The sequence below is a fragment of the Ruegeria sp. R14_0 genome, assembly GCF_017743975.1.
GTDB lineage: Bacteria > Pseudomonadota > Alphaproteobacteria > Rhodobacterales > Rhodobacteraceae > Ruegeria.
Genome location: NZ_JAGHRC010000002.1, coordinates 727,299 through 747,869, shown reverse-complemented (window position 1 = coordinate 747,869; position 20,571 = coordinate 727,299). Strand labels below are relative to the sequence as shown.

The 20,571-nt window shown below is 59.1% G+C and carries 19 protein-coding genes and 1 pseudogene; 12 read left to right on the top strand and 8 right to left on the bottom strand.

The features are described from left to right. Positions 1-254, bottom strand: a pseudogene (locus J7416_RS09760) (hypothetical protein); the annotation flags it as partial. A gap of 54 nt (positions 255-308) precedes the next feature. Then, complete coding sequence (locus J7416_RS09755; RefSeq protein WP_209224512.1) at positions 309-1,022, bottom strand: uroporphyrinogen-III synthase; 714 nt, start codon at positions 1,020-1,022, stop codon at positions 309-311. A 96-nt stretch (positions 1,023-1,118) separates the two neighbouring features. Between J7416_RS09755 and tsaD the strand changes: the two genes are divergently transcribed. From tsaD to J7416_RS09735, 4 genes are read left to right on the top strand one after another with little or no spacing between them, the layout of a single operon-like run. Continuing rightward, positions 1,119-2,216, top strand: a complete 1,098-nt coding sequence (gene tsaD, locus J7416_RS09750; RefSeq protein WP_209224511.1) for a tRNA (adenosine(37)-N6)-threonylcarbamoyltransferase complex transferase subunit TsaD — start codon at positions 1,119-1,121, stop codon at positions 2,214-2,216. Next, positions 2,213-3,175, top strand: a complete 963-nt coding sequence (locus J7416_RS09745) for an NAD(P)H-dependent glycerol-3-phosphate dehydrogenase (protein WP_209224510.1) — start codon at positions 2,213-2,215, stop codon at positions 3,173-3,175. Before tsaD ends, J7416_RS09745 begins: the two co-directional genes overlap by 4 nt. 1 nt (position 3,176) lies before the next feature. After that, positions 3,177-3,446 (top strand): YciI family protein, encoded by a 270-nt coding sequence (locus J7416_RS09740; protein WP_209224509.1) that lies wholly within the window; start codon positions 3,177-3,179, stop codon positions 3,444-3,446. After that, positions 3,446-3,868, top strand: coding sequence for an EVE domain-containing protein (locus J7416_RS09735; RefSeq protein WP_209224508.1), 423 nt, complete (start codon positions 3,446-3,448; stop codon positions 3,866-3,868). Before J7416_RS09740 ends, J7416_RS09735 begins: the two co-directional genes overlap by 1 nt. A 205-nt stretch (positions 3,869-4,073) precedes the next feature. Here the strand turns inward: J7416_RS09735 and J7416_RS09730 are convergent, their stop codons facing one another. The 3 genes from J7416_RS09730 to J7416_RS09720 all read right to left on the bottom strand — a co-directional run bounded on the left by J7416_RS09730 (position 4,074) and on the right by J7416_RS09720 (position 6,393). Beyond that, positions 4,074-4,415 (bottom strand): DUF2853 family protein, encoded by a 342-nt coding sequence (locus tag J7416_RS09730; protein ID WP_209224507.1) that lies wholly within the window; start codon positions 4,413-4,415, stop codon positions 4,074-4,076. Positions 4,416-4,586: 171 nt separating this feature from the next. Beyond that, entirely contained in the window at positions 4,587-5,975 is a 1,389-nt protein-coding gene (gene ahcY / locus J7416_RS09725; protein WP_209224506.1) for an adenosylhomocysteinase, read from the bottom strand. A gap of 103 nt (positions 5,976-6,078) precedes the next feature. Further along, on the bottom strand, positions 6,079-6,393 hold the full coding sequence (locus J7416_RS09720; RefSeq protein ID WP_209224505.1) for a hypothetical protein: 315 nt from the start codon (positions 6,391-6,393) through the stop codon (positions 6,079-6,081). A gap of 204 nt (positions 6,394-6,597) precedes the next feature. Here J7416_RS09720 and J7416_RS09715 point away from each other — a divergent pair, with 204 nt between their 5' ends. After that, on the top strand, positions 6,598-7,191 hold the full coding sequence (locus tag J7416_RS09715) for an HD family hydrolase (RefSeq protein WP_209224504.1): 594 nt from the start codon (positions 6,598-6,600) through the stop codon (positions 7,189-7,191). Positions 7,192-7,208: 17 nt separating this feature from the next. Here J7416_RS09715 and J7416_RS09710 read toward each other — a convergent pair whose 3' ends face one another. From J7416_RS09710 to J7416_RS09700, 3 genes are all read right to left on the bottom strand, one after another. After that, the gene (locus tag J7416_RS09710; RefSeq protein WP_209224503.1) at positions 7,209-7,604 is read right to left on the bottom strand and encodes a DUF805 domain-containing protein; all 396 of its coding nucleotides are present in this window, start codon (positions 7,602-7,604) and stop codon (positions 7,209-7,211) included. A gap of 108 nt (positions 7,605-7,712) precedes the next feature. Beyond that, complete coding sequence (locus J7416_RS09705) at positions 7,713-8,267, bottom strand: ActR/PrrA/RegA family redox response regulator transcription factor (protein WP_209224502.1); 555 nt, start codon at positions 8,265-8,267, stop codon at positions 7,713-7,715. Positions 8,268-8,353: 86 nt separating this feature from the next. Then, the gene (locus tag J7416_RS09700; protein ID WP_209224501.1) at positions 8,354-8,974 is read right to left on the bottom strand and encodes an SCO family protein; all 621 of its coding nucleotides are present in this window, start codon (positions 8,972-8,974) and stop codon (positions 8,354-8,356) included. A gap of 92 nt (positions 8,975-9,066) precedes the next feature. Between J7416_RS09700 and J7416_RS09695 the strand changes: the two genes are divergently transcribed. From J7416_RS09695 to addA, 7 genes are all read left to right on the top strand, one after another. After that, on the top strand, positions 9,067-10,464 hold the full coding sequence (locus J7416_RS09695; protein ID WP_209224500.1) for a sensor histidine kinase RegB: 1,398 nt from the start codon (positions 9,067-9,069) through the stop codon (positions 10,462-10,464). 85 nt (positions 10,465-10,549) lie between these two features. Next, complete coding sequence (locus J7416_RS09690; RefSeq protein ID WP_209224499.1) at positions 10,550-12,058, top strand: PAS-domain containing protein; 1,509 nt, start codon at positions 10,550-10,552, stop codon at positions 12,056-12,058. 41 nt (positions 12,059-12,099) lie between these two features. Further along, positions 12,100-12,573: a tRNA (adenosine(37)-N6)-threonylcarbamoyltransferase complex ATPase subunit type 1 TsaE gene (gene tsaE, locus J7416_RS09685; protein WP_209224498.1), complete on the top strand. Its 474-nt coding sequence runs from the start codon at positions 12,100-12,102 to the stop codon at positions 12,571-12,573. Further along, the gene (locus J7416_RS09680) at positions 12,570-13,574 is read left to right on the top strand and encodes a phosphotransferase (protein WP_209224497.1); all 1,005 of its coding nucleotides are present in this window, start codon (positions 12,570-12,572) and stop codon (positions 13,572-13,574) included. Before tsaE ends, J7416_RS09680 begins: the two co-directional genes overlap by 4 nt. Then, a complete protein-coding gene (locus tag J7416_RS09675; protein WP_209224496.1) occupies positions 13,571-14,257 on the top strand; it encodes a nucleotidyltransferase family protein in 687 nt (228 codons plus the stop codon). Before J7416_RS09680 ends, J7416_RS09675 begins: the two co-directional genes overlap by 4 nt. After that, positions 14,250-17,177 carry a double-strand break repair protein AddB gene (addB, locus tag J7416_RS09670; RefSeq protein ID WP_209224495.1) on the top strand — a complete coding sequence of 976 codons (2,928 nt, stop codon included), beginning with the start codon at positions 14,250-14,252 and terminating at the stop codon, positions 17,175-17,177. The genes J7416_RS09675 and addB overlap by 8 nt, the downstream gene beginning before the upstream one ends. Continuing rightward, a complete protein-coding gene (addA, locus tag J7416_RS09665) occupies positions 17,174-20,527 on the top strand; it encodes a double-strand break repair helicase AddA (RefSeq protein WP_209224494.1) in 3,354 nt (1,117 codons plus the stop codon). Before addB ends, addA begins: the two co-directional genes overlap by 4 nt. Positions 20,528-20,571 lie beyond the last annotated feature (44 nt).

Here is a 20,571-nt window from a genome sequence, read left to right as displayed (position 1 = left end):
GCTTCGGCTTCGGCTTCGGCTTCGGCTTCGGCTTCGGCTTCGGCTTCGGCTTCGGCTTCGGCTTCGGCTTCGGCTTCGGCTTCGGCTTCGGCTTCGGCTTCGGCTTCGGCTTCGGCTTCGGCTTCGGAAAGGGCCTCTTCTACGGGCTCGTCCGCGTCAACAGGGGTTTCTTCACGCTGTGAAGTGAATTCAACCGTGTCATCCGATTTGGGGTCTTCTACCGGCTTTTGATCGGTTTTTTTCTTACGAGCCACCGCGACGTTCCCCTTATCGAATCCAATTTCATATGAATAACAGGCCACTCTAAGTTAATCAGTGGTCTCGATACCCTCAACCCGCATCGCGTGTTTCACAAGCTTTTTAACGGCTTTCCGCATTTTCTTGGGCGTCGGCTCTTTGGCAATCTTCAGCCGCTGATACTCCAAGGAATAAAGGGGCTCGGCGGTCGCTTCGCTGATCGCGACCAACCACAAGGGTGCCGGGCCGGTCCAGATTTCGGCAAATTGTCGCGCCGTACGGGGCGAAAACAAGGGCGCAATTACCGGCCTGTCACCGGCTGCAGCGGCAGCAGCTTCGGATGTCAGCGGTAACAGGCGCTGTTGATACACGACTTGTTCATGCACCGTCAGGCCTGATTCGGTGAGACGACCGGCAACATTGCCCCGGGTATGTTCGCCGCGCAGGTGCATCAAGGGGCTTTCGGGTCGGTGTTTCAGCAGATAGGCCACAAGCTCTTCGGCGGTGTATCCCACCATCGTGGCATCCCACCCCGCGCCTTTCGCAGTTCCCGTGGTCGCGGTCCCGACGCAAAAGGCGGGTAGATCGCGCCTGACCCCCAAAGAGGCCGCCGCGTTTACTGAGTTGGCCGAGGTAAAGATCAAACCGCGTGTTTCACCCGTGTCCACCACAACGTTCAGTGGCCGAATTTCCAGAATCGGGGAATAAATGACCTCCACCCGTGATCTGACGCGGGTCGGCAGTTGCGCAACAAACCTCTCCGAGGCGGCGCGAGGGCGGGTCATCAACAAATACAATAGCGGGGCCTTCGGCCTTGGGATTGTTTGCGTCCGCGCAGGGTGATACCCCGCTTGGGTGTCATGATGCAACGGATCAGGCCGATGGTGCAAACACTTACCGTACTAGGATTGGAAAGCAGCTGTGATGACACGGCTGCCGCTGTCGTGCGCCAGTCAGTCGGTGCAGGGGCCGAGGTTTTGTCGTCGATCGTTCATGGCCAGACCGAGCTGCACAGTGCATTTGGCGGCGTCGTACCCGAAATCGCCGCCCGCGCACATGCAGAGAAACTGGACACTTGCGTCGTACAGGCGCTGGAGGCTGCTGGCCTGACCCTTTCGGATATGGATGCGATCGCGGTCACCGCGGGTCCGGGCCTCATCGGCGGGGTCATGTCGGGCGTCATGTGTGCCAAGGGCCTGAGCGCCGCGACCGGCCTGCCCTTGATCGGCGTGAACCACCTGGCGGGTCATGCCCTTACACCCCGGCTAACGGATTACATAGCGTTTCCCTATCTGATGCTTTTGGTTTCGGGTGGGCATTGCCAGTACCTGATCGCGCATGGACCCGAACAATTCACCCGTCTGGGCGGCACCATCGATGACGCTCCGGGCGAAGCCTTCGACAAAACCGCGCGCCTGCTGGGTCTTCCGCAACCGGGCGGCCCGTCGGTCGAGATCGAGGCGCGGTCTGGGGATCCCAAGCGGTTCCGCTTTCCCCGGCCGCTTCTGGATCGACCCGGATGCGACCTGTCATTCTCGGGGCTAAAGACGGCGCTGATGCGGATGCGCGATCAGGTTGTCGCCGAAAAAGGCGGGCTGACCCGTCAGGATCGTGCCGATCTGTGCGCAGGGTTCCAACAAGCGATTGTCGACACGCTTGCCGAAAAAACCCGCCGCGCGATTGATCGCTATCTGGAAGAGACCCCCTCTGACCCGGTTATCGCCGTAGCCGGAGGAGTGGCAGCCAATTCGGCAATTCGGACTGCGTTAGAGACTGTTTGCGCCGAAAAGGGTGCCCGGTTCACCGCCCCACCTTTGGCCTTGTGCACCGACAACGCCGCGATGATCGCCTATGCGGGGATAGAACGCTTTCGTGCAGGTGCGCGTGACGGATTGGACCTGACCGCCCGTCCACGCTGGCCGCTGGACAAGACCAGCCCTGCCATGTTGGGCGGCGGCAAGAAAGGGGCCAAGGCATGAGCATTTCCGTTCTGGGCTCTGGCGCATTTGGCACCAGCCTTGCCATTTCTTTGGCAGGGAATGGACCGGTGATGCTGTGGTCTCGGGACGCGGATCAAGCTCAGCAAATGCAAGACAACCGCGAGAATGCGCAGCGCCTGCCGGGCGTGGCTCTGCCCGCGGAAATCACGGTAACGCCGGACATTCAGCTCGCCGCCAAAAGTGACGTTCTGTTGGTCGCGGTGCCGATGCAGAAATTGCGCGGCGCCCTGCAACAACATGCCTCGGTTCTGGCCGGAAAAACTCTGGTGGCCTGCTGCAAAGGAATTGAGCTGTCATCCGGACTGGGGCCTATTTCAGTCATTCGGCAGACGATTTCGGATGCGCATCCGGCCTTGCTGACCGGGCCCAGCTTTGCGGACGACATCGCGCGCGGGTTGCCGACGGCACTGACACTGGCCTGTGCGGATGAGGCTCTGAGTCTGACCCTGCAGCACGACCTGACCACCGCCAACCTTCGCCTCTACCGCACTACAGATGTGGTCGGAGCGGAACTCGGTGGCGCGTTGAAGAACGTCATGGCCATCGGATGCGGCGCTGCCATCGGGGCCGGGCTTGGCGACAGCGCCCGCGCCGCCCTGATGACGCGCGGGTTTGCCGAGATGCAGCGGTTCGCCCTGATGCGCGGCGCACGGCCTGACACCCTCATGGGGTTGTCCGGACTAGGCGACCTCGTCCTGACTTGTTCGTCTGAGTTGTCGCGCAACTATCGTTTTGGCCTGTCTTTGGGTCAGAGTCGGACTTTTGATTCTCACACGACCGTTGAAGGCGTGGCCACAGCGCGCGCCATGACAGTGATCGCCACCGCTGAAGGTCTGGACATGCCCATCAGCACCACGGTGGCCGACCTGAGCCACGGCGCGTACAGCGTTGGCCAAGCCATTCAAACCCTGCTCAACCGACCCCTGAAGGAGGAATAATATGCTGATCGCCCTTATCGCCCGTGACAAGGACGGCGCGCTGCAAACCCGGCTGGACAACCGCGCGGCCCACCTTGCGTATATCGAGGAAACCGGCGTCGTTTCGCAGGCCGGCCCGCTACTGGACGGCGACACAATGATCGGCTCGCTGATCATTCTTGAGGTCGAAGATATGGCCGCCGCACAAAACTGGGCGGATAACGATCCTTACGCGAAGGCGGGGTTGTTCCAGTCGGTGGACCTGATCGCCTGGAAGAAGGTCATAGGCTGATGGCTTATTGGCTGTTCAAATCCGAGCCATCGACCTGGAGCTGGGACCAGCAGGTTGCCAAAGGGGATGCGGGCGAAGAGTGGGACGGCGTGCGCAACTATCAGGCGCGCAATTTCATGCGGCAGATGGCGGTCGGCGACCGGGGGTTCTTTTACCACTCGCAAAAGGACAAAGCGATTGTCGGCATTGTCGAGGTTTGCGCCGAAGCGCATCCCGACAGCACAACCGACGATGAACGCTGGGAATGCGTGGACATCAAGGCCGTGCGGCCCTTTGTAACCCCGGTCAACCTGGACCAGATCAAAGCTGACGAACGTCTGGCTGAGATGGTTCTGGTGAAAAACTCGCGCTTGTCCGTTCAACCTGTCACCGAGGCGGAATGGCAGGTGATCTGTGCGCTGGGTGGAACACAAGCGGACTGAAAAAAGGGAAGGCCCTGACCGATGCAGAACCTTCCCTACCCCGCGTGCTCCCAACTCACCACACGCGTATAGAAATCTTGGCTCTGACCGTCCTGGTCGCGTTTCGACACTAACCGATCCTGCGCGCGCAGTTCAAATGCCAAGTGCCTAAAATTGAAAACGCCCGCCAGAGGACTGACGGGCGTGGCAAGTGAGTTTGACGGGCTTAGCCGTAGACCGACTCTTTGCCGAAATGCTTGGTCAGCATGTAATAGACAACGGCGCGGTACTTGTTGCGCTCGGACATGCCATAGGTTTCCAGAACCTTGTTGATGCCCTCCATCAACTCGGGGCCGTCCGCCAGGCCCAGCTTTTTGATCAGAAAGTTGTTCTTGACCGTTTCCAGCTCACCTTCCTGAGTTGCAGCGACTGTCGATGCGTCGGCGTCATAGATGGCCGGTCCACAACCGATTGTGACTTTGGTCAGCAAATCCATATCGGCATCCATACCGCATTTGGATTTCAGGTCCTCGGCGTACTTGGCGATCAGCTCGTCGCGTTTTCCCATGGTTATCTCCCTGTTGAAATTCGTTTTCCGGCCACTCCAGCGCCGCCGATACGGTAACGGGCACACCAATTTGCACAAAGGGAAAAATTTACAGCATTCCCCGTAACCCAACGTTGAAACGAAAAACGGCGACCCAAGGGGCCGCCGTTTCTGTTCTGTCCCTTTCCGGGATCAGTAACGGTAGTGTTCGGGCTTGTAAGGGCCTTCGGGCTTCACACCGATGTATGCGGCCTGATCGCTATCCATCTGGGTCAGCTTGACGCCGATTCGATCCAGGTGCAGACGCGCGACCTTTTCATCCAGATGCTTGGGCAGGATGTAGACTTCGTTTTGGTATTCGTCGCCTTTGGTGAACAGCTCGATCTGCGCCAGAACCTGGTTGGTGAAGGAGGCCGACATCACGAAGGACGGGTGACCGGTGGCGTTGCCGAGGTTCAGCAGACGGCCTTCGGACAGCAGGATGATACGGTTGCCCGAAGGCATCTCGATCATGTCCACCTGTTCCTTGATGTTGGTCCATTTGTGGTTCTTCAGGCTGGCCACCTGAATTTCGTTGTCGAAGTGGCCGATATTGCCGACGATGGCCATGTCTTTCATCGCGCGCATATGCTCGATGCGGATCACGTCCTTGTTGCCGGTGGTGGTGATGAAGATATCCGCGCTGGCAACTTCGTCTTCCAGCAGGGTGACTTCAAACCCGTCCATCGCAGCTTGCAGCGCGCAGATCGGGTCGACTTCGGTCACCTTCACACGGGCACCGGCACCACGCAGCGAGGCCGCCGAGCCTTTGCCCACATCACCGTAACCACACACGACAGCAACTTTACCGGCCATCATGGTGTCGGTGGCGCGGCGGATACCGTCAACCAGCGATTCCTTACAGCCATACTTGTTGTCGAACTTCGACTTGGTGACCGAGTCGTTCACATTGATCGCCGGGAACGGCAGATGGCCGTCTTTGACCAGCTGATACAGGCGGTTCACGCCGGTGGTGGTTTCCTCGGACACGCCTTGGATCTGATCGCGCATCTTGGTGAACCAGCCCGGAGAAGCGGCCATGCGCTTGGCGATCTGCTTCTTGATCACCTCTTCCTCTTCCGAACCGGGAACCGGGATGATGTCCTCACCGGCTTCGGCACGGGCGCCCAGCAGGATGTACAGTGTTGCGTCACCGCCATCGTCCAGGATCATGTTCGGGCCGTCTTCGAATAGGAAGGATTTATCCAGATAATCCCAATGCTCTTCCAGTGTTTGACCCTTGATGGCGAAAACCGGAACGCCTGCCTCGGCAATGGCCGCCGCCGCGTGATCCTGGGTCGAAAAAATGTTGCACGACGCCCAGCGCACATCCGCGCCCAGCGCGACCAGTGTTTCGATCAGCACCCCTGTCTGGATGGTCATGTGCAGCGAACCGACGATCCGCGCGCCTTTCAGCGGCTTGCTGTCACCGTATTCCGCGCGCAGTGCCATCAGGCCCGGCATCTCGGTTTCGGCGATATCAAGTTCCTTGCGGCCGAACCCGGCCAATGAAATGTCTTTGACGATATAGTCCCCGGCCATTTGCTGCTCCATTCCGGTAAATCACAATCCGGAAAGCCCCTAGCACTCCTTGCGGCGGGTGGCAACGCGAATGGCCGGAAACCGGGTGAACCGTCTGTTCAAATCAACTTGGTTCACCCTTGAGCTCTATTTTCGGTATCGCTTCAAAGAAATCTGTGCCAACGGCGACAATACAACTAATGCCGTTCGCCTGAGTTACCAGAACCGTATAGCTTCCGGTTTTTTTCGAGGTCCAAACCTCCATAACCGCCTGCGCACCGCGGGTTTTCTGCAATCCGCCAAAGACCAGCTCTTCCGAATAGCTGTCCTGCAGTTTAGCAATCACATGATCGCGCTGTGCACAGTTATTGGCGAAGGCAGGCGGCGCAGTGGCAGCCATTCCAAAGGTCAGGGCGATTGCGAACAAACGTTTGAACATAACATGCTCCTTTCGATACGTGTTTCGTTTCGAGAGGGCATGACTGAAAGGAGTATGCCCCCCCTCAGTCCTAATGTCGGGATCAGATCGTGTAGGTTCAAAGCACGATAGCTCAAGAAAATGTTGGCAGCATGTGATCCTGACAGGTACATCATAGCACAAAAACGCGAACTCAACGTGTCCAACTTCACAAGGCATGGCATAATGGCAACACAACCCCGAGCGTGGCAGCGGATGCTGTCTGGCCGCAGGCTGGATCTGCTGGACCCGACCCCGGTGGATATCGAGATCGAAGATATCGCGCATGGTCTAGCGTTTGTGGCGCGCTGGAACGGTCAGACGGCAGGCGATTTCGCCTATTCCGTGGCCGAGCATTCCCTGCTGGTCGAAGAGCTTTTTGGCCGTATCGCGCCCAATGCACCGGTGAAATGGCGGCTTGCGGCCCTGTTACACGACGCCCCCGAATATGTGATCGGAGACATGATCTCGCCCGTCAAATCCGCCGTTGGCCCTGACTACGGCGCGCTGGATGACCGTTTGGCGGCGGCGATCCACATCCGCTTTGGCCTGCCTGCCGAAGTACCGAAAACGGTGAAACGGCAGATCAAAAAGGCTGACAAGATCAGCGCCTGGATGGAGGCCACCCAGATCGCAGGGTTTTCCGAGGCCGAAGCGACAAAGTTCTTTGGTCGCCCGGATAAGGCGGTAATGGAGGGGTTGCAGATCAGACTAAGACCGCCAGTTGACGTGCGGCGGGCCTACACTGACCGTCACGGTGAACTTCTGCAGGACCTGTAACCTAATACCGCTTTAGATCAGGGAAAAACATCAGGTTCTCCGAACTGGTTTGCACCACTCTCACTTGGTTGAATGTAAAAGTATATCAGTACCAATGTTCCGATTAGTGGAACCAAGCCAATCAATAGCCACCAACCGGTTCGTCCGATGTCATGCAAACGTCTGGCTCCGACCGCCAAGTTTGGCAGTAAGAGGCCAAGCGACACCAGAACAGACAACGGCTGGCCTGCGTTCGGCTCGAACGCACCAAATCCAAGTACGGGCGCAATTAATGCACCATCGATAATTCGCGTCACCAAAAGGACGAGAATTACGGCTAGGACCCACCACCAAAACGCCGATCGAGAGGCACGCCCGTTGAAATTGCCGTAATTTGAAATAGCCCGCTGAAATGCGGCCGAGAGATTGTTCATGCCATCCTCCGCTATGGGACGGCATTCACATATCACTATTTTTCTTTTTTTGATACGAAAGCAGCTTTGGAGCCGCTCATTCAGCAATCGGAACCTACGCTGATACGCCTACCGCGGACTGCGCTTCGCCAAAATCCGCTGCAAGGTCCGACGATGCATGTTCAGACGACGCGCGGTTTCCGACACATTCCGATCACACAACTCATAGACCCGCTGAATATGTTCCCAGCGCACGCGATCCGCGCTCATGGGGTTTTCCGGTGGCGGGGGCAGTTCGTCGCCCTTGGCCAGCAGAGCATTGGTGATGTCGGTGGCGTCAGCCGGCTTGGACAAGTAGTCGGTTGCGCCGATCTTGACTGCGGCGACGGCGGTGGCGATGGCTCCGTAGCCGGTGAGGACCACAACCCGGCTGTCGGGGCGCTTTTCGCGCAGCACTTCGACCACGTCCAGGCCGTTGCCATCCTCAAGCCGCAGGTCGACCACCGCATAAGCGGGCGGGCGAGCGGTGGAAATGGCACGGCCTGCGGCAACGGAACCCGCAGTTTCAACTTCGAACCCGCGCTTTTCCATGGCCTTGGCCAGACGTCTCAGAAACGGTTCGTCATCGTCCACCAAAAGCAGAGTTTTGTCGGGGCCGATGTCGAGGTCAGAGGTGTCCGCCATATTCTTTTCTTTCCGCTATTTCACGCCTTTGGCTTAACCATGAGTAATAGCAGCGCCATCCCAAAGGTCAAACAAGGTGTCGCCTTCTAGATCTTGTCCAGAAAGCAACCGACTTTATCCGCCATCTGTTCTGCGGTGTCATCGCGGTTGAAAAACTCGATGAAACCGTCCTGAGGCGTGACCAGGTAGGTAAAGGTCGAATGGTCGACCAGATAGTATTCGTCGCTTTTGTCATGAGCCCGGTAGTAGGTCTTGTAGGCCTGACTTGCCGCCTTGACCTGCTCGGGCGAACCGGTCAGCGCAATGGTCTTGCCACCCAGGTTGAACTCGTAGTCCGCCACCACTTCGGGTGTGTCGCGATCGGGGTCGATCGAGATGAACAAAGGCGTTACTGACTGACCCCGCTCGGCCAGAATATCTACGGCCTCGGCATTGCGGGACATGTCAAACGGGCAGACATCGGGGCAGAAGGTATAACCAAAATAGACCAGCGTCGGCTCGGTGATGACATCCTTGTCGGTGACCGTTTCGCCCTGGCCGTTGATCAGTTCGAACGGCCCGCCGATGGCTGCTGTCCCGCCTGCAATCTGGCTGGTGCGGCATTGGGCAAACTTGTCGTCCGATCCGGTGCCCCGGGTCAGCAGCCACATGGCGCCCAGACCAACGGCCAGCACGACGGTTGCAAGGATGGCATAAAGACGGACCATGACATCAATCCTGACAAAAGAGGGGTTGTTGATCGTTTCGGCCGGGACACCTATCAAGAAGCTCAGCCGATGCAACAGGACATAATCGACCGATGGCAAATTCCAACATCACATTTTGGCGCGGTCAGGAACGCAGCAGCTGGATCCGCCTGCGCACCCTGATCCTGCTGCGCTGGGTGGCGATTATCGGCCAGATCACCGCGATCACCGTGGCCCAGCAGACCTATGAGATCCAGCTTGATGCAACATTGTGCTATCTGGCGATCGGCATTTCGGTCATGGGGAACCTGACCGCGATCCTGCTGTTTCCGCGCAACAAGCGCCTGTCCGAGTTCGAGAACTTTCTGATGGTGTTGTTTGACCTGCTGCAGCTGACGGTCCTGTTGTACCTCACCGGCGGGCTGAACAACCCCTTTGCGCTATTGCTGGTGGGGCCGGTCACCATCTCGGCCAGTGTAATGAGCACGCGGTCAACGCTGATCATCGGGGGCGTTGCGATAGTTCTGACCACCTTGCTGGCCGAATTTCACCAACCCCTGCGCACGGCATTGGGGGCCGAGCTGGATATTCCAGACATCCTTCTGTTCGGAAACTGGGCCGCCATCGTGATCGCCATCGTCTTTCTGGGCGCGTATTCGCACCGCGTCAGTTCCGAGGTGCAGTCCATGTCCGAAGCTCTGGCCGCCACGCATATGGCTCTGGCCCGTGAACAGAAGCTGACCGATCTTGGGGGCGTCGTTGCCGCCGCCGCGCATGAGCTGGGTACACCGCTCGCCACGATCAAGCTGGCCAGTTCTGAATTGATCGAGGAGCTGGAAGACCGGCCCGATCTGATCGAAGATGCGGCTTTGATCCGGGAACAGGCGAACCGTTGTCGGGATATCCTGCGCGATATGGGCCGTGCCGGCAAAGATGATCTGCATCTGCGGCAGGCCCCCTTGTCCACTGTCGTCCACGAAGCGGCCGAGCCGCATATTAATCGCGGCAAGTCCGTCCATTTCACCGAAGGCCCTGCCGAAGATGGCGATGTCCAGCAGCCCTCTATCCTGCGTAAACCCGAGATCATTCACGGTTTGCGCAACCTGATCCAGAATGCGGTGGATTTTTCCCGTGAAAACGTTTGGGTCGAGGCTGAATGGTCCACCAAACAAATCACCGTCAGCATCATGGATGACGGCCGCGGATACCCGTCTCAGATGATCGGTCGGATCGGCGATCCGTTCATGCGCCGCCGCCGCAGTGAAACCGAAAAGAAGACGCGCCCGGAATACGAAGGCATGGGCCTGGGCTTGTTTATTGCCAAAACGCTGTTGGAACGCAGCGGAGCAGAACTGGACTTTGCCAATGGTTCGGACCCCTATCAAAGCTTGTCAGACCACCCCGAACGCCGGGGGGCGATCGTCAAGGTAAGCTGGCCCAGAAACCTTGTGGACGCGCAGACCGGTGACACCCCGGTACCATCAGGCGTCAACCAGCGGTTTCAGACCTAACTGCCACTTGCCGCTCCGGAGTTAAGACCCCGTTAACCAATATGACGCATAGTCTTAACGCTTTGTTTTGCATCCCGGAGAGCGCATGATCGACTGGATTTTTCTGGCCATCATCAGCCTTGTTTCTGCAAGCCTTGCCGTTCAGTGGCTTTTGCCTCGCAGACGGCAGGGGGGTGATAATTTTGGCCTGTCGTCACCTGCGTCACTGTTCGACGCCGTGTTTCTGTTCGACGGGGATAAACTGATAAGCCATTCGGACATTGCGCTGGAAGGGTTCGAACAGGTCCGCGACTGGGCTGACCTACGACGCTTGCTACAGCGGGATTTTCCGACCTTTCCCGAAACCCCCGACCGCATTCGCCGCGAAGGTAATATGGTCATTCCGGCCATCGACTGCACTGTTGAGCGCGATGTTATGTGTGAATGGATCGACGGAATTGTGCGGGTGCAACTGCGCAACCAAAGCGAATGCCCCTCGGCAACCCATCGCGCGCCCAACGATCCCAACCGCCTTGCCATGGAAAAAGCGCCCTACCCGGTCTGGCTGTTGGATCACCAGGGCAATGTGCGCTGGTGCAATGCGGCCTATGTCTCGCTGGTGCGCAAGGTACGTGGTCAGGATACGGACCTGACCGCCCCTTTGTTTCCAGTGCCTGATGATGATCAACGGCTGAGTGCAAAGACGCGCGTCTCGATCTCGTCCACGTTCAGCGACAACAAGCTGTGGTTCGACCTGACGCTGGTCGATCATCCCGAAGGTCACTTGTCTTATGCGGTCGACATCAACGCAATTGTCGAGGCCGAGATGGCGCAGCGCAAATTCGTTCAGACCATGACCAAGACCTTTGCCCAACTGTCCATTGGATTGGCCATTTTCGATCGCAACCGTCAGCTGGCACTGTTCAACCCCGCACTGATCGACCTGACCACCCTGCCCCCGGATTTCCTGAGCTGCCGCCCCAGCCTGTCCAGCTTTTTCGACCGTCTGCGCGATCAGCACATGATGCCCGAGCCCAAGAACTATCGCAGTTGGCGCAAGCAGATGAACGACCTGCTCGAAGCGGCGGAAGACGGAAATTATCAAGAAACCTGGTCGCTACCCTCAGGCTCGGTCTATTCAGTCAGCGGTCGCCCCCACCCGGACGGCGCGGTCGCCTTTCTGTTTGAGGATATTACGGCCGAGATCACTCTGACCCGGCGGTTCCGGTCCGAAATGGACCTGATGCAATCCATTCTGGACAAGCTGGCCGATGCTGTGGCGGTTTTCAGCGATGATGGCACACTGGCGTTTACAAACTATGCCTACCAAAAACTATGGGGCGACACAGGGGACGCAGGGTTTGAAGCGGATACCGTACTGGACGTCACCAAAGCCTGGCAGGAACACTGCACCGCGACCCCGATCCTTGGTGAAATTCGTGATTTTGTCGAAATGCGCGAAAACCGAGCCGAATGGTCGGCCGTGATTTATCTGCGCAACGGAACACCGCTAAACTGCATCGTATGCCCGATGCAGAACGGTGCCACCATCGTTCGTTTCAACATGGATCCCCCCGAGACCATGCGGCAAGAGGTGCAACAGATCAGCGCCTGAACCGGGTTGCAGCCAACCGGGCACGGGGCCATTGTGGCGCCATGACCAAATCGCCCTGCACATTCACCTTGAACTCACCCGAGGACACCGCCGAATTCGCAACCCGTGTCGGCGCATCACTTGTCCCGGGGGATATCCTGCTGCTTGAGGGCGAGATTGGCAGCGGCAAGACCCATTTCGCACGCAGTCTGATCCAATCCCTGATGGCCGAGCCAGAGGATGTGCCCTCGCCCACCTTCACCTTGGTTCAGGCCTACGATACGCCACAGGCAGAGATCTGGCACTGCGACCTCTACCGCCTGAGCGCGGTCGAAGAGATCGAAGAACTGGGCCTGACCGAGGCTTTTGATACCGCGATCTGTCTGATTGAATGGCCAGAAAAACTGGGTCCGCTGACACCCGATTCAGCCGCAACGCTGTCTTTTAAAACAGACCCTAACACACTTGGGATTCGCCATTTGACCTTGTCTTGGTCAGATCCAAAATGGCCTCAGAAACTAAGGATTGATGAATGACGAACCGGGCGGTTTTGGCCGAAGCGCTGATCGCGCAGACACCATGGGCCAATGCAAAGCACGCACCACTGGCCGGCGATGCCTCGAACCGAAGATACGAACGGCTGACCAATCCTGACACCGGCAAAACGGCAGTTCTGATGGATTCTCCACCAGACAAGGTGGGTAATGTCGATGACTTCGTGCGCGTTGCTGAGTACCTCCGGTCCCTTGGGCTGAGCGCTCCGGAAATCTACGCAGAGGACTCTCACTACGGGTTCCTCCTGCTTGAGGATCTCGGCGACGATCTTTTTGCCCGCGTGCTTGAACAATCTCCCAGAAAAGAGCGTGAGCTTTACGCCGCGGCGACAGATGTTCTGGTCGATCTGCGCAATGCAGCCAGCCTGTCCCTGCCGTCGTATGATCCGTCACTCATGACGGAACTGGCCGCGCTGTCTTTTACCAAATACGCGCAGGCGATCCAGGGCGCGCATGACGCCGATGCGCGCAGTCGGTTCGAGAACCGGTTTTCGGACATTTTGCATCGCGAAACCTCGGGCAGCAAAACCGTTGTGCTGCGGGATTATCATGCCGAAAACCTGATCTGGCTGCCCGATCGCGCCGGCGTACAGCGTGTCGGTTTGTTGGATTTTCAATCTGCCATGCTGGGCCATCCAGCCTATGATCTGGTTTCGCTGCTGCAGGACGTGCGCCGCAATGTTTCGCCCGGAACCGAGATGCAGATGGTCAACCGCTACATTACGGCGACCGGGATGAACGATCATGACTTCCGCACAGCCTATGCCGTCTTGGGTGCGCAAAGAAATATGCGGATTCTGGGCGTCTTTGCACGGCTGGCCACCGAATATGGCAAACCCGGATACATCGACCTGATCCCGGCGACCTGGGCGCATCTGATGCGGGATCTGGAACATCCCGCGCTGGTCTCAGTCGCTGATCTGGTGCGCGGCGCCCTGCCCGCACCCACACCTGAAAACCTGGACAGGCTCAGACAGAAATGACCCAAACACCCGAAGCCGTCATGCTGTTTGCCGCCGGGTTTGGCACCCGTATGGGCGCTTTGACGAAAGACCGGCCCAAGCCCCTGATCGAGGTCGCTGGACGACCGCTGATCGACCACGCGCTGGACCTTGTGGACGAACTGCACCCCGCGCGCGTGGTGGCCAATCTGCACTATTTGCCCGAACAACTAGAGGCGCATCTGGCCCCCAAGGGCGTTCTGTTGTCCAATGAAGCCGGGCAGATACTGGAAACTGGTGGCGGGTTGCGCGCCGCGCTTCCCTTGCTGGGATCACAGCCCGTTTTCACACTTAATCCCGATGCAATCTGGTCCGGGCCAAACCCGTTGACCCTGTTGCAAAACGCTTGGGACCCGGATCGAATGGACGCGCTATTGATGTGCGTTCCGGTGGGCCAGACGGTCGGGCAGGCTGGAAAAGGCGATTTCACTGCGGATGCAACCGGCCGGATCACGCGTGGTGGCACCCTGATTTATGGCGGTGCCCAGATCATGAAAACCGAAGGGTTGTTAGACATCCCAGAGACGTCATTCTCGCTGAACCTGCTGTGGGATAAAATGCACCAGAACAACCGCCTGTTTGCCTGCATCTATCCCGGTCGGTGGTGCGATGTCGGCCATCCGGAAGGGATTGCCTTGGCCGAGGATCTGATCGCCAATGTTTGAACCCTGCCCCGCGCCGCGCGTTTTTGCCGTACCACCCGGAGCGGACTTTCCGAAAATGCTGGTCCAGGGTCTTCGGGATCGCAGCGCCGCGCACCCGCCGGACGCTCTGGCGCGGGTTCAGCTGGTGGTCAACACACGGCGCATGGCCCGGCGGGTCCGAGACCTGTTTGATCAGGGTCCGGCTTGTCTTTTGCCACGCCTGTCCCTTGTCACAGATCTGGGGGAAAGTGTGGATCTGGCGCAGATTCCGCCAGCCATTCCTCCGCTGCGCCGTAGGCTGGAGCTGACCCAGCTGATCGCCAAGCTGTTGGAACAACAGCCCGATCTCGCCGCGCGGTCGTCGCTGTTTGATCTGTCTGACAGCCTGGCTGCGCTGATCGACGAGATGCAGGGCGAAGGCGTTTCGCCTGACGCGATCCGGCAGCTGGACGTCAGCGATATGTCGGGACACTGGGCTCGGGCGCAGACATTCATAGGGATCGCGGATCACTTCATCGACTCAAGCCTGGATGCTTTGGACGTACAGGCGCGGCAACGGCTGGTAGTGGAAAACCTAATCACACGCTGGCAGGACGCCCCCCCGCAGCATCCGGTGATCCTTGCGGGTTCGACCGGGTCGCGCGGGACCACGCTGATGTTGATGGAAGCCGTCGCCCGCTTGCCTCAGGGTGCCTTGATCCTGCCTGGGTATGATTTCGATCAGCCAGAGGATGTCTGGCGTGGGTTGGACGATGCGCTGACGTCGGAAGATCATCCTCAGTACCGGTTCCGAAAATTGATGACCCAGCTTGGACTAGAGCCGGGCCAGGTTCGCCCGTGGACTGATGATCCGGCACCCTCGGCGTCTCGGAACAGATTGGTATCACTGGCTTTACGCCCAGCCCCGATCACTGACGCCTGGATGTCCGAAGGCCCGAAGCTGACCGATCTGGACGGCGCCACCAAAGACCTCACGCTGGTCGAAGCGCAGTCTCCCCGGTCCGAAGCGCTGGCCATCGCACTGCGTTTGCGCGAAGCCGCTGAAACCGGCCGGACCGCTGCGCTGATCACACCTGATAGGATGCTGACCCGTCAGGTTAGCGCCGCGCTGGATCGCTGGAATATCCTGCCCGATGACAGCGCCGGTCTGCCGCTGCAGTTGTCGCCTCCGGGCCGGTTCCTGCGCCACGTCGCGGGCTTGTTTGCCCGGCGTCTGGATGGTGAGGCGCTGCTGACGTTGTTGAAACACCCCCTGTGTCACGACGGTGGTGAGCGCGGGGCGCATTTACTTCACACCCGCGATCTTGAACTGGACTTGCGCCGCCACGGTCCGCCATTCCCAGACAGCACCAGCCTGACCGCATTTGCCATCCGCAAAGAGGTGCCCGAGGATTGGGTCCGATGGGTGACAACGCATTTCTGCGATCAGCAGATCCCGGGTCAACGTCCCTTATCCGACTGGGTTTTCGCCTTGCGCAAGCTTGCCGAAGCGATTTCCGCAGGAAGCGATGGAGAGACCGGCACGTTATGGGACAAGAACGCAGGCCAAAAGGCACTGGGCGTATTGACCAAGCTGGAGGATGAGGCGCAGCACGGCGGCCCCATGACCGCTCATGATTTTGCTGACCTGCTAGGTGCACTGTTGGCCGGCGAAGAGGTCCGCGACCGCGACGCCCCGCATCCGCACATCATGATCTGGGGCACGCTTGAGGCGCGCGTGCAGGGGGCTGATCTGCTGATCCTTGGCGGGCTGAACGAAGGCAGCTGGCCAGAAGCCGCCGCTCCCGACCCGTGGCTGAACCGTCAGATGCGCGACAAGGCCGGGCTTTTGTTGCCCGAACGTCGGATCGGACTGTCCGCTCATGATTTTCAACAGGCCATCGGCGCGCCCGAAGTCTGGCTGACCCGCGCGACCCGGTCCGATGATGCAGAAACCGTACCGTCGCGCTGGCTGAATCGGTTGACCAACCTGTTGCAAGGTTTGCCGGGGCAGGGTGGGCCGGACGCGCTATCGGCAATGCGTGCGCGCGGGCGGCAATGGCTGCGATGGACCGAACAGTTGGAGGCAGCGCCTCACATCGAACCCGCGATGCGCCCATCACCGCGGCCGCCGGTAACGTCTCGTCCCAACCGGCTGAGCGTGACTGAGATCAAACGATTGATCCGAGATCCGTACTCGATTTATGCCAAACACGTACTGCGGCTGAAACCGCTGGACCCGCTGGTTCAGGCGCCGGATGCGTTGCTGCGCGGGATTGTGATCCACGAAATCCTGGAACACTTCGTCAAAGACAGCGTTCTGGACAGCGCCTTGCTGACCCGCGAGAACTTTTTGAAACGCGCGGAAGCTCTGTTGGATCAACACGTGGCATGGCCGACGGCGCGCAAGCTGTGGCTGGCCCGGCTGGAACGCATCGCTGACGATTTTCTGTCGGCCGAATCCGCGCGGCGTGGTGACGGTGGTCCCGTGGCCTTTGAAGCCGCGATGAAACTGGTGCTGTCGCCGTTGGATTTTACCATTGCCGGGCGCGCGGATCGGATCGACCGCAACAGCCGCGGCGCGCTGCGGATTGTGGATTACAAGACCGGCGCTCCTCCGACGGAAAGCCAGCAATCCAAGTTCGACAAACAATTGTTGATCGAGGCAATGATGGCCGAGCAGGGCGGCATCGAAGGGTTCGATCCGTTTCCGGTGGCCGAGGCGGTGTTTATCGGCATGGGCGGCAGCTACAAAGAGGTGCCCGCTCCGCTGGCAAAAGAACCGCCCGACAAGGTTCTGGCCGAGCTCAAAGAGCTGATTTCAGCTTATTTAGAGCCTGACCAGGGCTTTTCATCCCGCCGGATGCTGCACAAGGACACGTACATTGGCGACTATGATCATCTGGCTCGGTTTGGCGAGTGGGACCGCACCGATGACACAACGCCCGAGGATCTGACATGAGTGCCCGCAACGACGCGACCGAGCGGCAGGTGCAGGCCGCACGTCCCGACGCTTCGACCTGGCTGGCGGCGAATGCAGGATCTGGCAAGACGCGGGTTCTGACCGACCGGGTGGCGCGTTTGCTGTTGGGTGGTGTGCAGCCGCAGCACATCCTGTGCCTGACCTACACAAAAGCCGCCGCCAGCGAGATGCAGAACCGACTGTTTGATCGCCTTGGGGAATGGGCGATGAAGGATAATGACGGTCTGCTGGCTCAACTGACCGATCTGGGTGTCCCCGGTGTTATCGACCCCGAAAGATTGGCGCAGGCCAGAACCCTGTTTGCCCGCGCGATTGAAACGCCCGGCGGGTTGAAAATCCAGACGATTCACTCGTTCTGCGCCTCTTTGCTGCGACGCTTCCCGCTTGAAGCCGGAGTCAGCCCGCAATTCTCGGAAATGGAGGACCGCGCGGCAGCCCTATTGCGGGAAGAGATCGTCGAGGATTTCGCCGAAGGCCCGCAGGCCAAGTTGATCGAGGATGTCGCGCGTTTTGTCACCGATACCGGGTTCGACAATCTCACGGCCGCGATCACCCAAAAACGCAACCTGTTTGCGCAGCCATTGGATTGGTCCGACGTCCTGCAACGCTTTGAGTTGCCCGATGGTTTTGACGAAGATGCCCTGCTGGGTCGTGTGTTTCAGGGTGGAGAAGTAGAGCTGATCCGCACCATCCTGCCTGCATTAAACAGCAGCGGCCCTAAAGACGCCAAGGCAGCGGCGAAACTGGCGGCATTTACCGAGGCACGGATCACCAGCCTTCCCATGTTGGAAAGCGTGTTTTTGACAGGAAAAGGAGCGAAAGAGCCGTTCACAGCCAAAATCAACAGCTTCCCCACCAAAGCCCTCCGCGAAGGGGTGCTGGAGGGCCAGGTGCCACAGCTTGAAGCATTCATGCTGCGGGTCGAGGCTGCGCGGGAACACCGGCTTGCTTTGATCGCAGCGCACAAAACTCATGTCCTGCACCGGTTCGCCACAGCCTTCTTGCCGGAATACGAGCGGCGCAAACAGGTGCGGGGTTGGTTGGATTTTGATGATCTGATCCTGCGGGCGCGACAGGTTCTGAATGACCCCGCGGTGGCCGAGTGGGTATTGTACCGTCTGGACGGCGGCATCGACCACATTCTGGTGGACGAAGCGCAGGACACCAGCCCGGATCAATGGGACGTGGTGGAAAAACTGGCCCAGGAGTTCACCAGCGGGGAAGGGGCCCGGTCCGGGGTCGAGCGCACGATTTTTGTGGTCGGCGACAAGAAGCAATCGATCTATTCCTTTCAGGGCGCCGACCCGCAGGCCTTTGACCGGATGCAGGAGGAGTTTGGACGGAAACTGGCCGAGTCAGACTCTAAACTGTGGGATATGACGCTGGAATACTCGTTCCGATCCTCTGGCGCGATCCTGTCCCTGGTCGACATCCTATTTGAAAACCAGGCTGAAGCGGGGTTTCTCGACAGCCAGCACCGTGCCTTCAAAGCAGATTTGCCGGGCAGGGTGGATCTGTGGCCCGTCGTGGAAAAGGTTGAAGACGATGACGACAGCGACTGGACCGATCCCGTCGATCGGCCCGGTGCGCGGCATCACAATGTCATTCTGGCTGAGAAGGTCGCCAAATCGATCAAGGATATGATCGACACCGGCGAGACGATTCCCCAGGATGACAAACCCGGCACGTTTGTCCGACGCAAAGTGCAGCCCGGGGATTTTCTGATCCTGGTCCAACGCCGCTCGGACCTGTTTGCCGAGATCATCCGCGCCTGCAAAGCTCAGGGGCTGCCCATCGCCGGGGCCGACCGTCTGAAAGTTGGTGCCGAACTTGCAGTTAAAGACCTGGCTGCTCTGCTGAGCTTTCTGGCCACACCCGAGGACAGCCTGTCACTGGCCACCGTGCTGAAATCCCCGCTTTTTGGCTGGAGTGAGCAGGAACTGTTCGATCTGGCGCACCGCCGGAAGGAACAATTCCTGTGGGCTGCCTTGCGCCAGCGAGCCGACGAATTCCCCGAGACGCTGGCCGTTTTGAATGATCTGCGCGGTCAAATCGACTTTCTGCGCCCTTATGACCTGATCGAACGTATCCTGACCCGCCATGACGGCCGTCGCAAATTGCTGGGTCGCCTTGGGGCCGAGGCCGAGGATGGTATCAACGCCCTGCTCTCCCAAGCGCTGGCTTATGAGCGCACCGACATTCCCAGCCTGACGGGTTTCCTTGTCTGGATGCAGACGGACGATTTGGAAATCAAACGCCAGATGAGCGGTGTGGGCAACATGATCCGGGTGATGACGGTGCATGGTTCCAAGGGGTTGGAGGCGCCGATTGTAATCCTGCCGGATACCGGCAAGCGGCAGGCCCCGCGCGATGCCGAGATTATGGTTGGGGATGGAACACCGCTGTGGAAAGTGCCGGCAGATGCCTCTCCGGCGCTGATTGCTCAGGCCCGCAATGAAGCCCGCGCCCGGGAAGAGAATGAGCGGCTTCGTTTGTTGTATGTGGCTCTAACACGGGCAGAAAAGTGGTTGATTGTCGGGGCCGCAGGTGATGTCGGCAAGGATGGCAACAGCTGGTATCTGATGGTTCAGGCCGCGATGCAGCGGGCAGGGGCTGTGCAATTGCCCGGTACAGAGACCCTGCGCTTGTCGCACGGGGATTGGGACGCATTACCGTTGGTTGCAACGCAAGAAGCGGCCGTGGACGACCGGGATATGCCACCGTCATTTCTGACATCGGCAAATGCGCCGGATGCGGAACCCGAGACCATCAGCCCGTCGGACCTTGGCGGTGCCAAGGCGCTGCCTGGCGATGCGGGGCAGGATGAAGAGGCCGCAAAACTGCGCGGCACGCGCCTGCATTTGTTGCTGGAACACTTGCCATCGGTCGCGCGGGACAGCTGGCCAGAGCTATGCGCCCGCCTTCTACCCGAAATGCAAGACCCCGAGCGGCACGAGCTGTTGGCCGAGGCCTGCGACGTTTTGGACGCACCCCATCTGCAGGCCGTCTTTGCCGAAAAGGCTTTGGCAGAGGTGCCGGTAACGGCCGATCTGAACGGACGTCGAATGCATGGTATTATCGACCGGCTGATTGTCACGGATACCGAGGTCCAGGTCATTGATTTCAAATCAAATGCGACCGTGCCGGACAGCGCACAGACCTGCCCCGAGGGTGTGTTACGGCAAATGGGGGCTTATGCGCAGGCCATGTCACAGATCTATCCGACCCATGAAATCCGAACCGCAATCCTGTGGACCCGCACGGCCACGCTCATGTGGTTGCCACACGATCTTGTGACGGATGCGTTGGGTCGTACCCAGATATCTTGACCTTCCCCAGTCCGACCCCTACGTTCAGTTCCCGAGTTACCCCA

Excerpts from the sequence above, each read along its gene's own strand:
- J7416_RS09755 (WP_209224512.1), bottom strand. The coding sequence starts at position 1,022 with ATGACCCGCCCTCGCGCCGCCTCGGAGAGGTTTGTTGCGCAACTGCCG.
- tsaD (WP_209224511.1), top strand. The coding sequence starts at position 1,119 with ATGGTGCAAACACTTACCGTACTAGGATTGGAAAGCAGCTGTGATGAC.
- J7416_RS09745 (WP_209224510.1), top strand. The coding sequence starts at position 2,213 with ATGAGCATTTCCGTTCTGGGCTCTGGCGCATTTGGCACCAGCCTTGCC.
- J7416_RS09740 (WP_209224509.1), top strand. The coding sequence starts at position 3,177 with ATGCTGATCGCCCTTATCGCCCGTGACAAGGACGGCGCGCTGCAAACC.
- J7416_RS09735 (WP_209224508.1), top strand. The coding sequence starts at position 3,446 with ATGGCTTATTGGCTGTTCAAATCCGAGCCATCGACCTGGAGCTGGGAC.
- J7416_RS09730 (WP_209224507.1), bottom strand. The coding sequence starts at position 4,415 with ATGGGAAAACGCGACGAGCTGATCGCCAAGTACGCCGAGGACCTGAAA.
- ahcY (WP_209224506.1), bottom strand. The coding sequence starts at position 5,975 with ATGGCCGGGGACTATATCGTCAAAGACATTTCATTGGCCGGGTTCGGC.
- J7416_RS09720 (WP_209224505.1), bottom strand. The coding sequence starts at position 6,393 with ATGTTCAAACGTTTGTTCGCAATCGCCCTGACCTTTGGAATGGCTGCC.
- J7416_RS09715 (WP_209224504.1), top strand. The coding sequence starts at position 6,598 with ATGGCAACACAACCCCGAGCGTGGCAGCGGATGCTGTCTGGCCGCAGG.
- J7416_RS09710 (WP_209224503.1), bottom strand. The coding sequence starts at position 7,604 with ATGAACAATCTCTCGGCCGCATTTCAGCGGGCTATTTCAAATTACGGC.
- J7416_RS09705 (WP_209224502.1), bottom strand. The coding sequence starts at position 8,267 with ATGGCGGACACCTCTGACCTCGACATCGGCCCCGACAAAACTCTGCTT.
- J7416_RS09700 (WP_209224501.1), bottom strand. The coding sequence starts at position 8,974 with ATGGTCCGTCTTTATGCCATCCTTGCAACCGTCGTGCTGGCCGTTGGT.
- J7416_RS09695 (WP_209224500.1), top strand. The coding sequence starts at position 9,067 with ATGGCAAATTCCAACATCACATTTTGGCGCGGTCAGGAACGCAGCAGC.
- J7416_RS09690 (WP_209224499.1), top strand. The coding sequence starts at position 10,550 with ATGATCGACTGGATTTTTCTGGCCATCATCAGCCTTGTTTCTGCAAGC.
- tsaE (WP_209224498.1), top strand. The coding sequence starts at position 12,100 with ATGACCAAATCGCCCTGCACATTCACCTTGAACTCACCCGAGGACACC.
- J7416_RS09680 (WP_209224497.1), top strand. The coding sequence starts at position 12,570 with ATGACGAACCGGGCGGTTTTGGCCGAAGCGCTGATCGCGCAGACACCA.
- J7416_RS09675 (WP_209224496.1), top strand. The coding sequence starts at position 13,571 with ATGACCCAAACACCCGAAGCCGTCATGCTGTTTGCCGCCGGGTTTGGC.
- addB (WP_209224495.1), top strand. The coding sequence starts at position 14,250 with ATGTTTGAACCCTGCCCCGCGCCGCGCGTTTTTGCCGTACCACCCGGA.
- addA (WP_209224494.1), top strand. The coding sequence starts at position 17,174 with ATGAGTGCCCGCAACGACGCGACCGAGCGGCAGGTGCAGGCCGCACGT.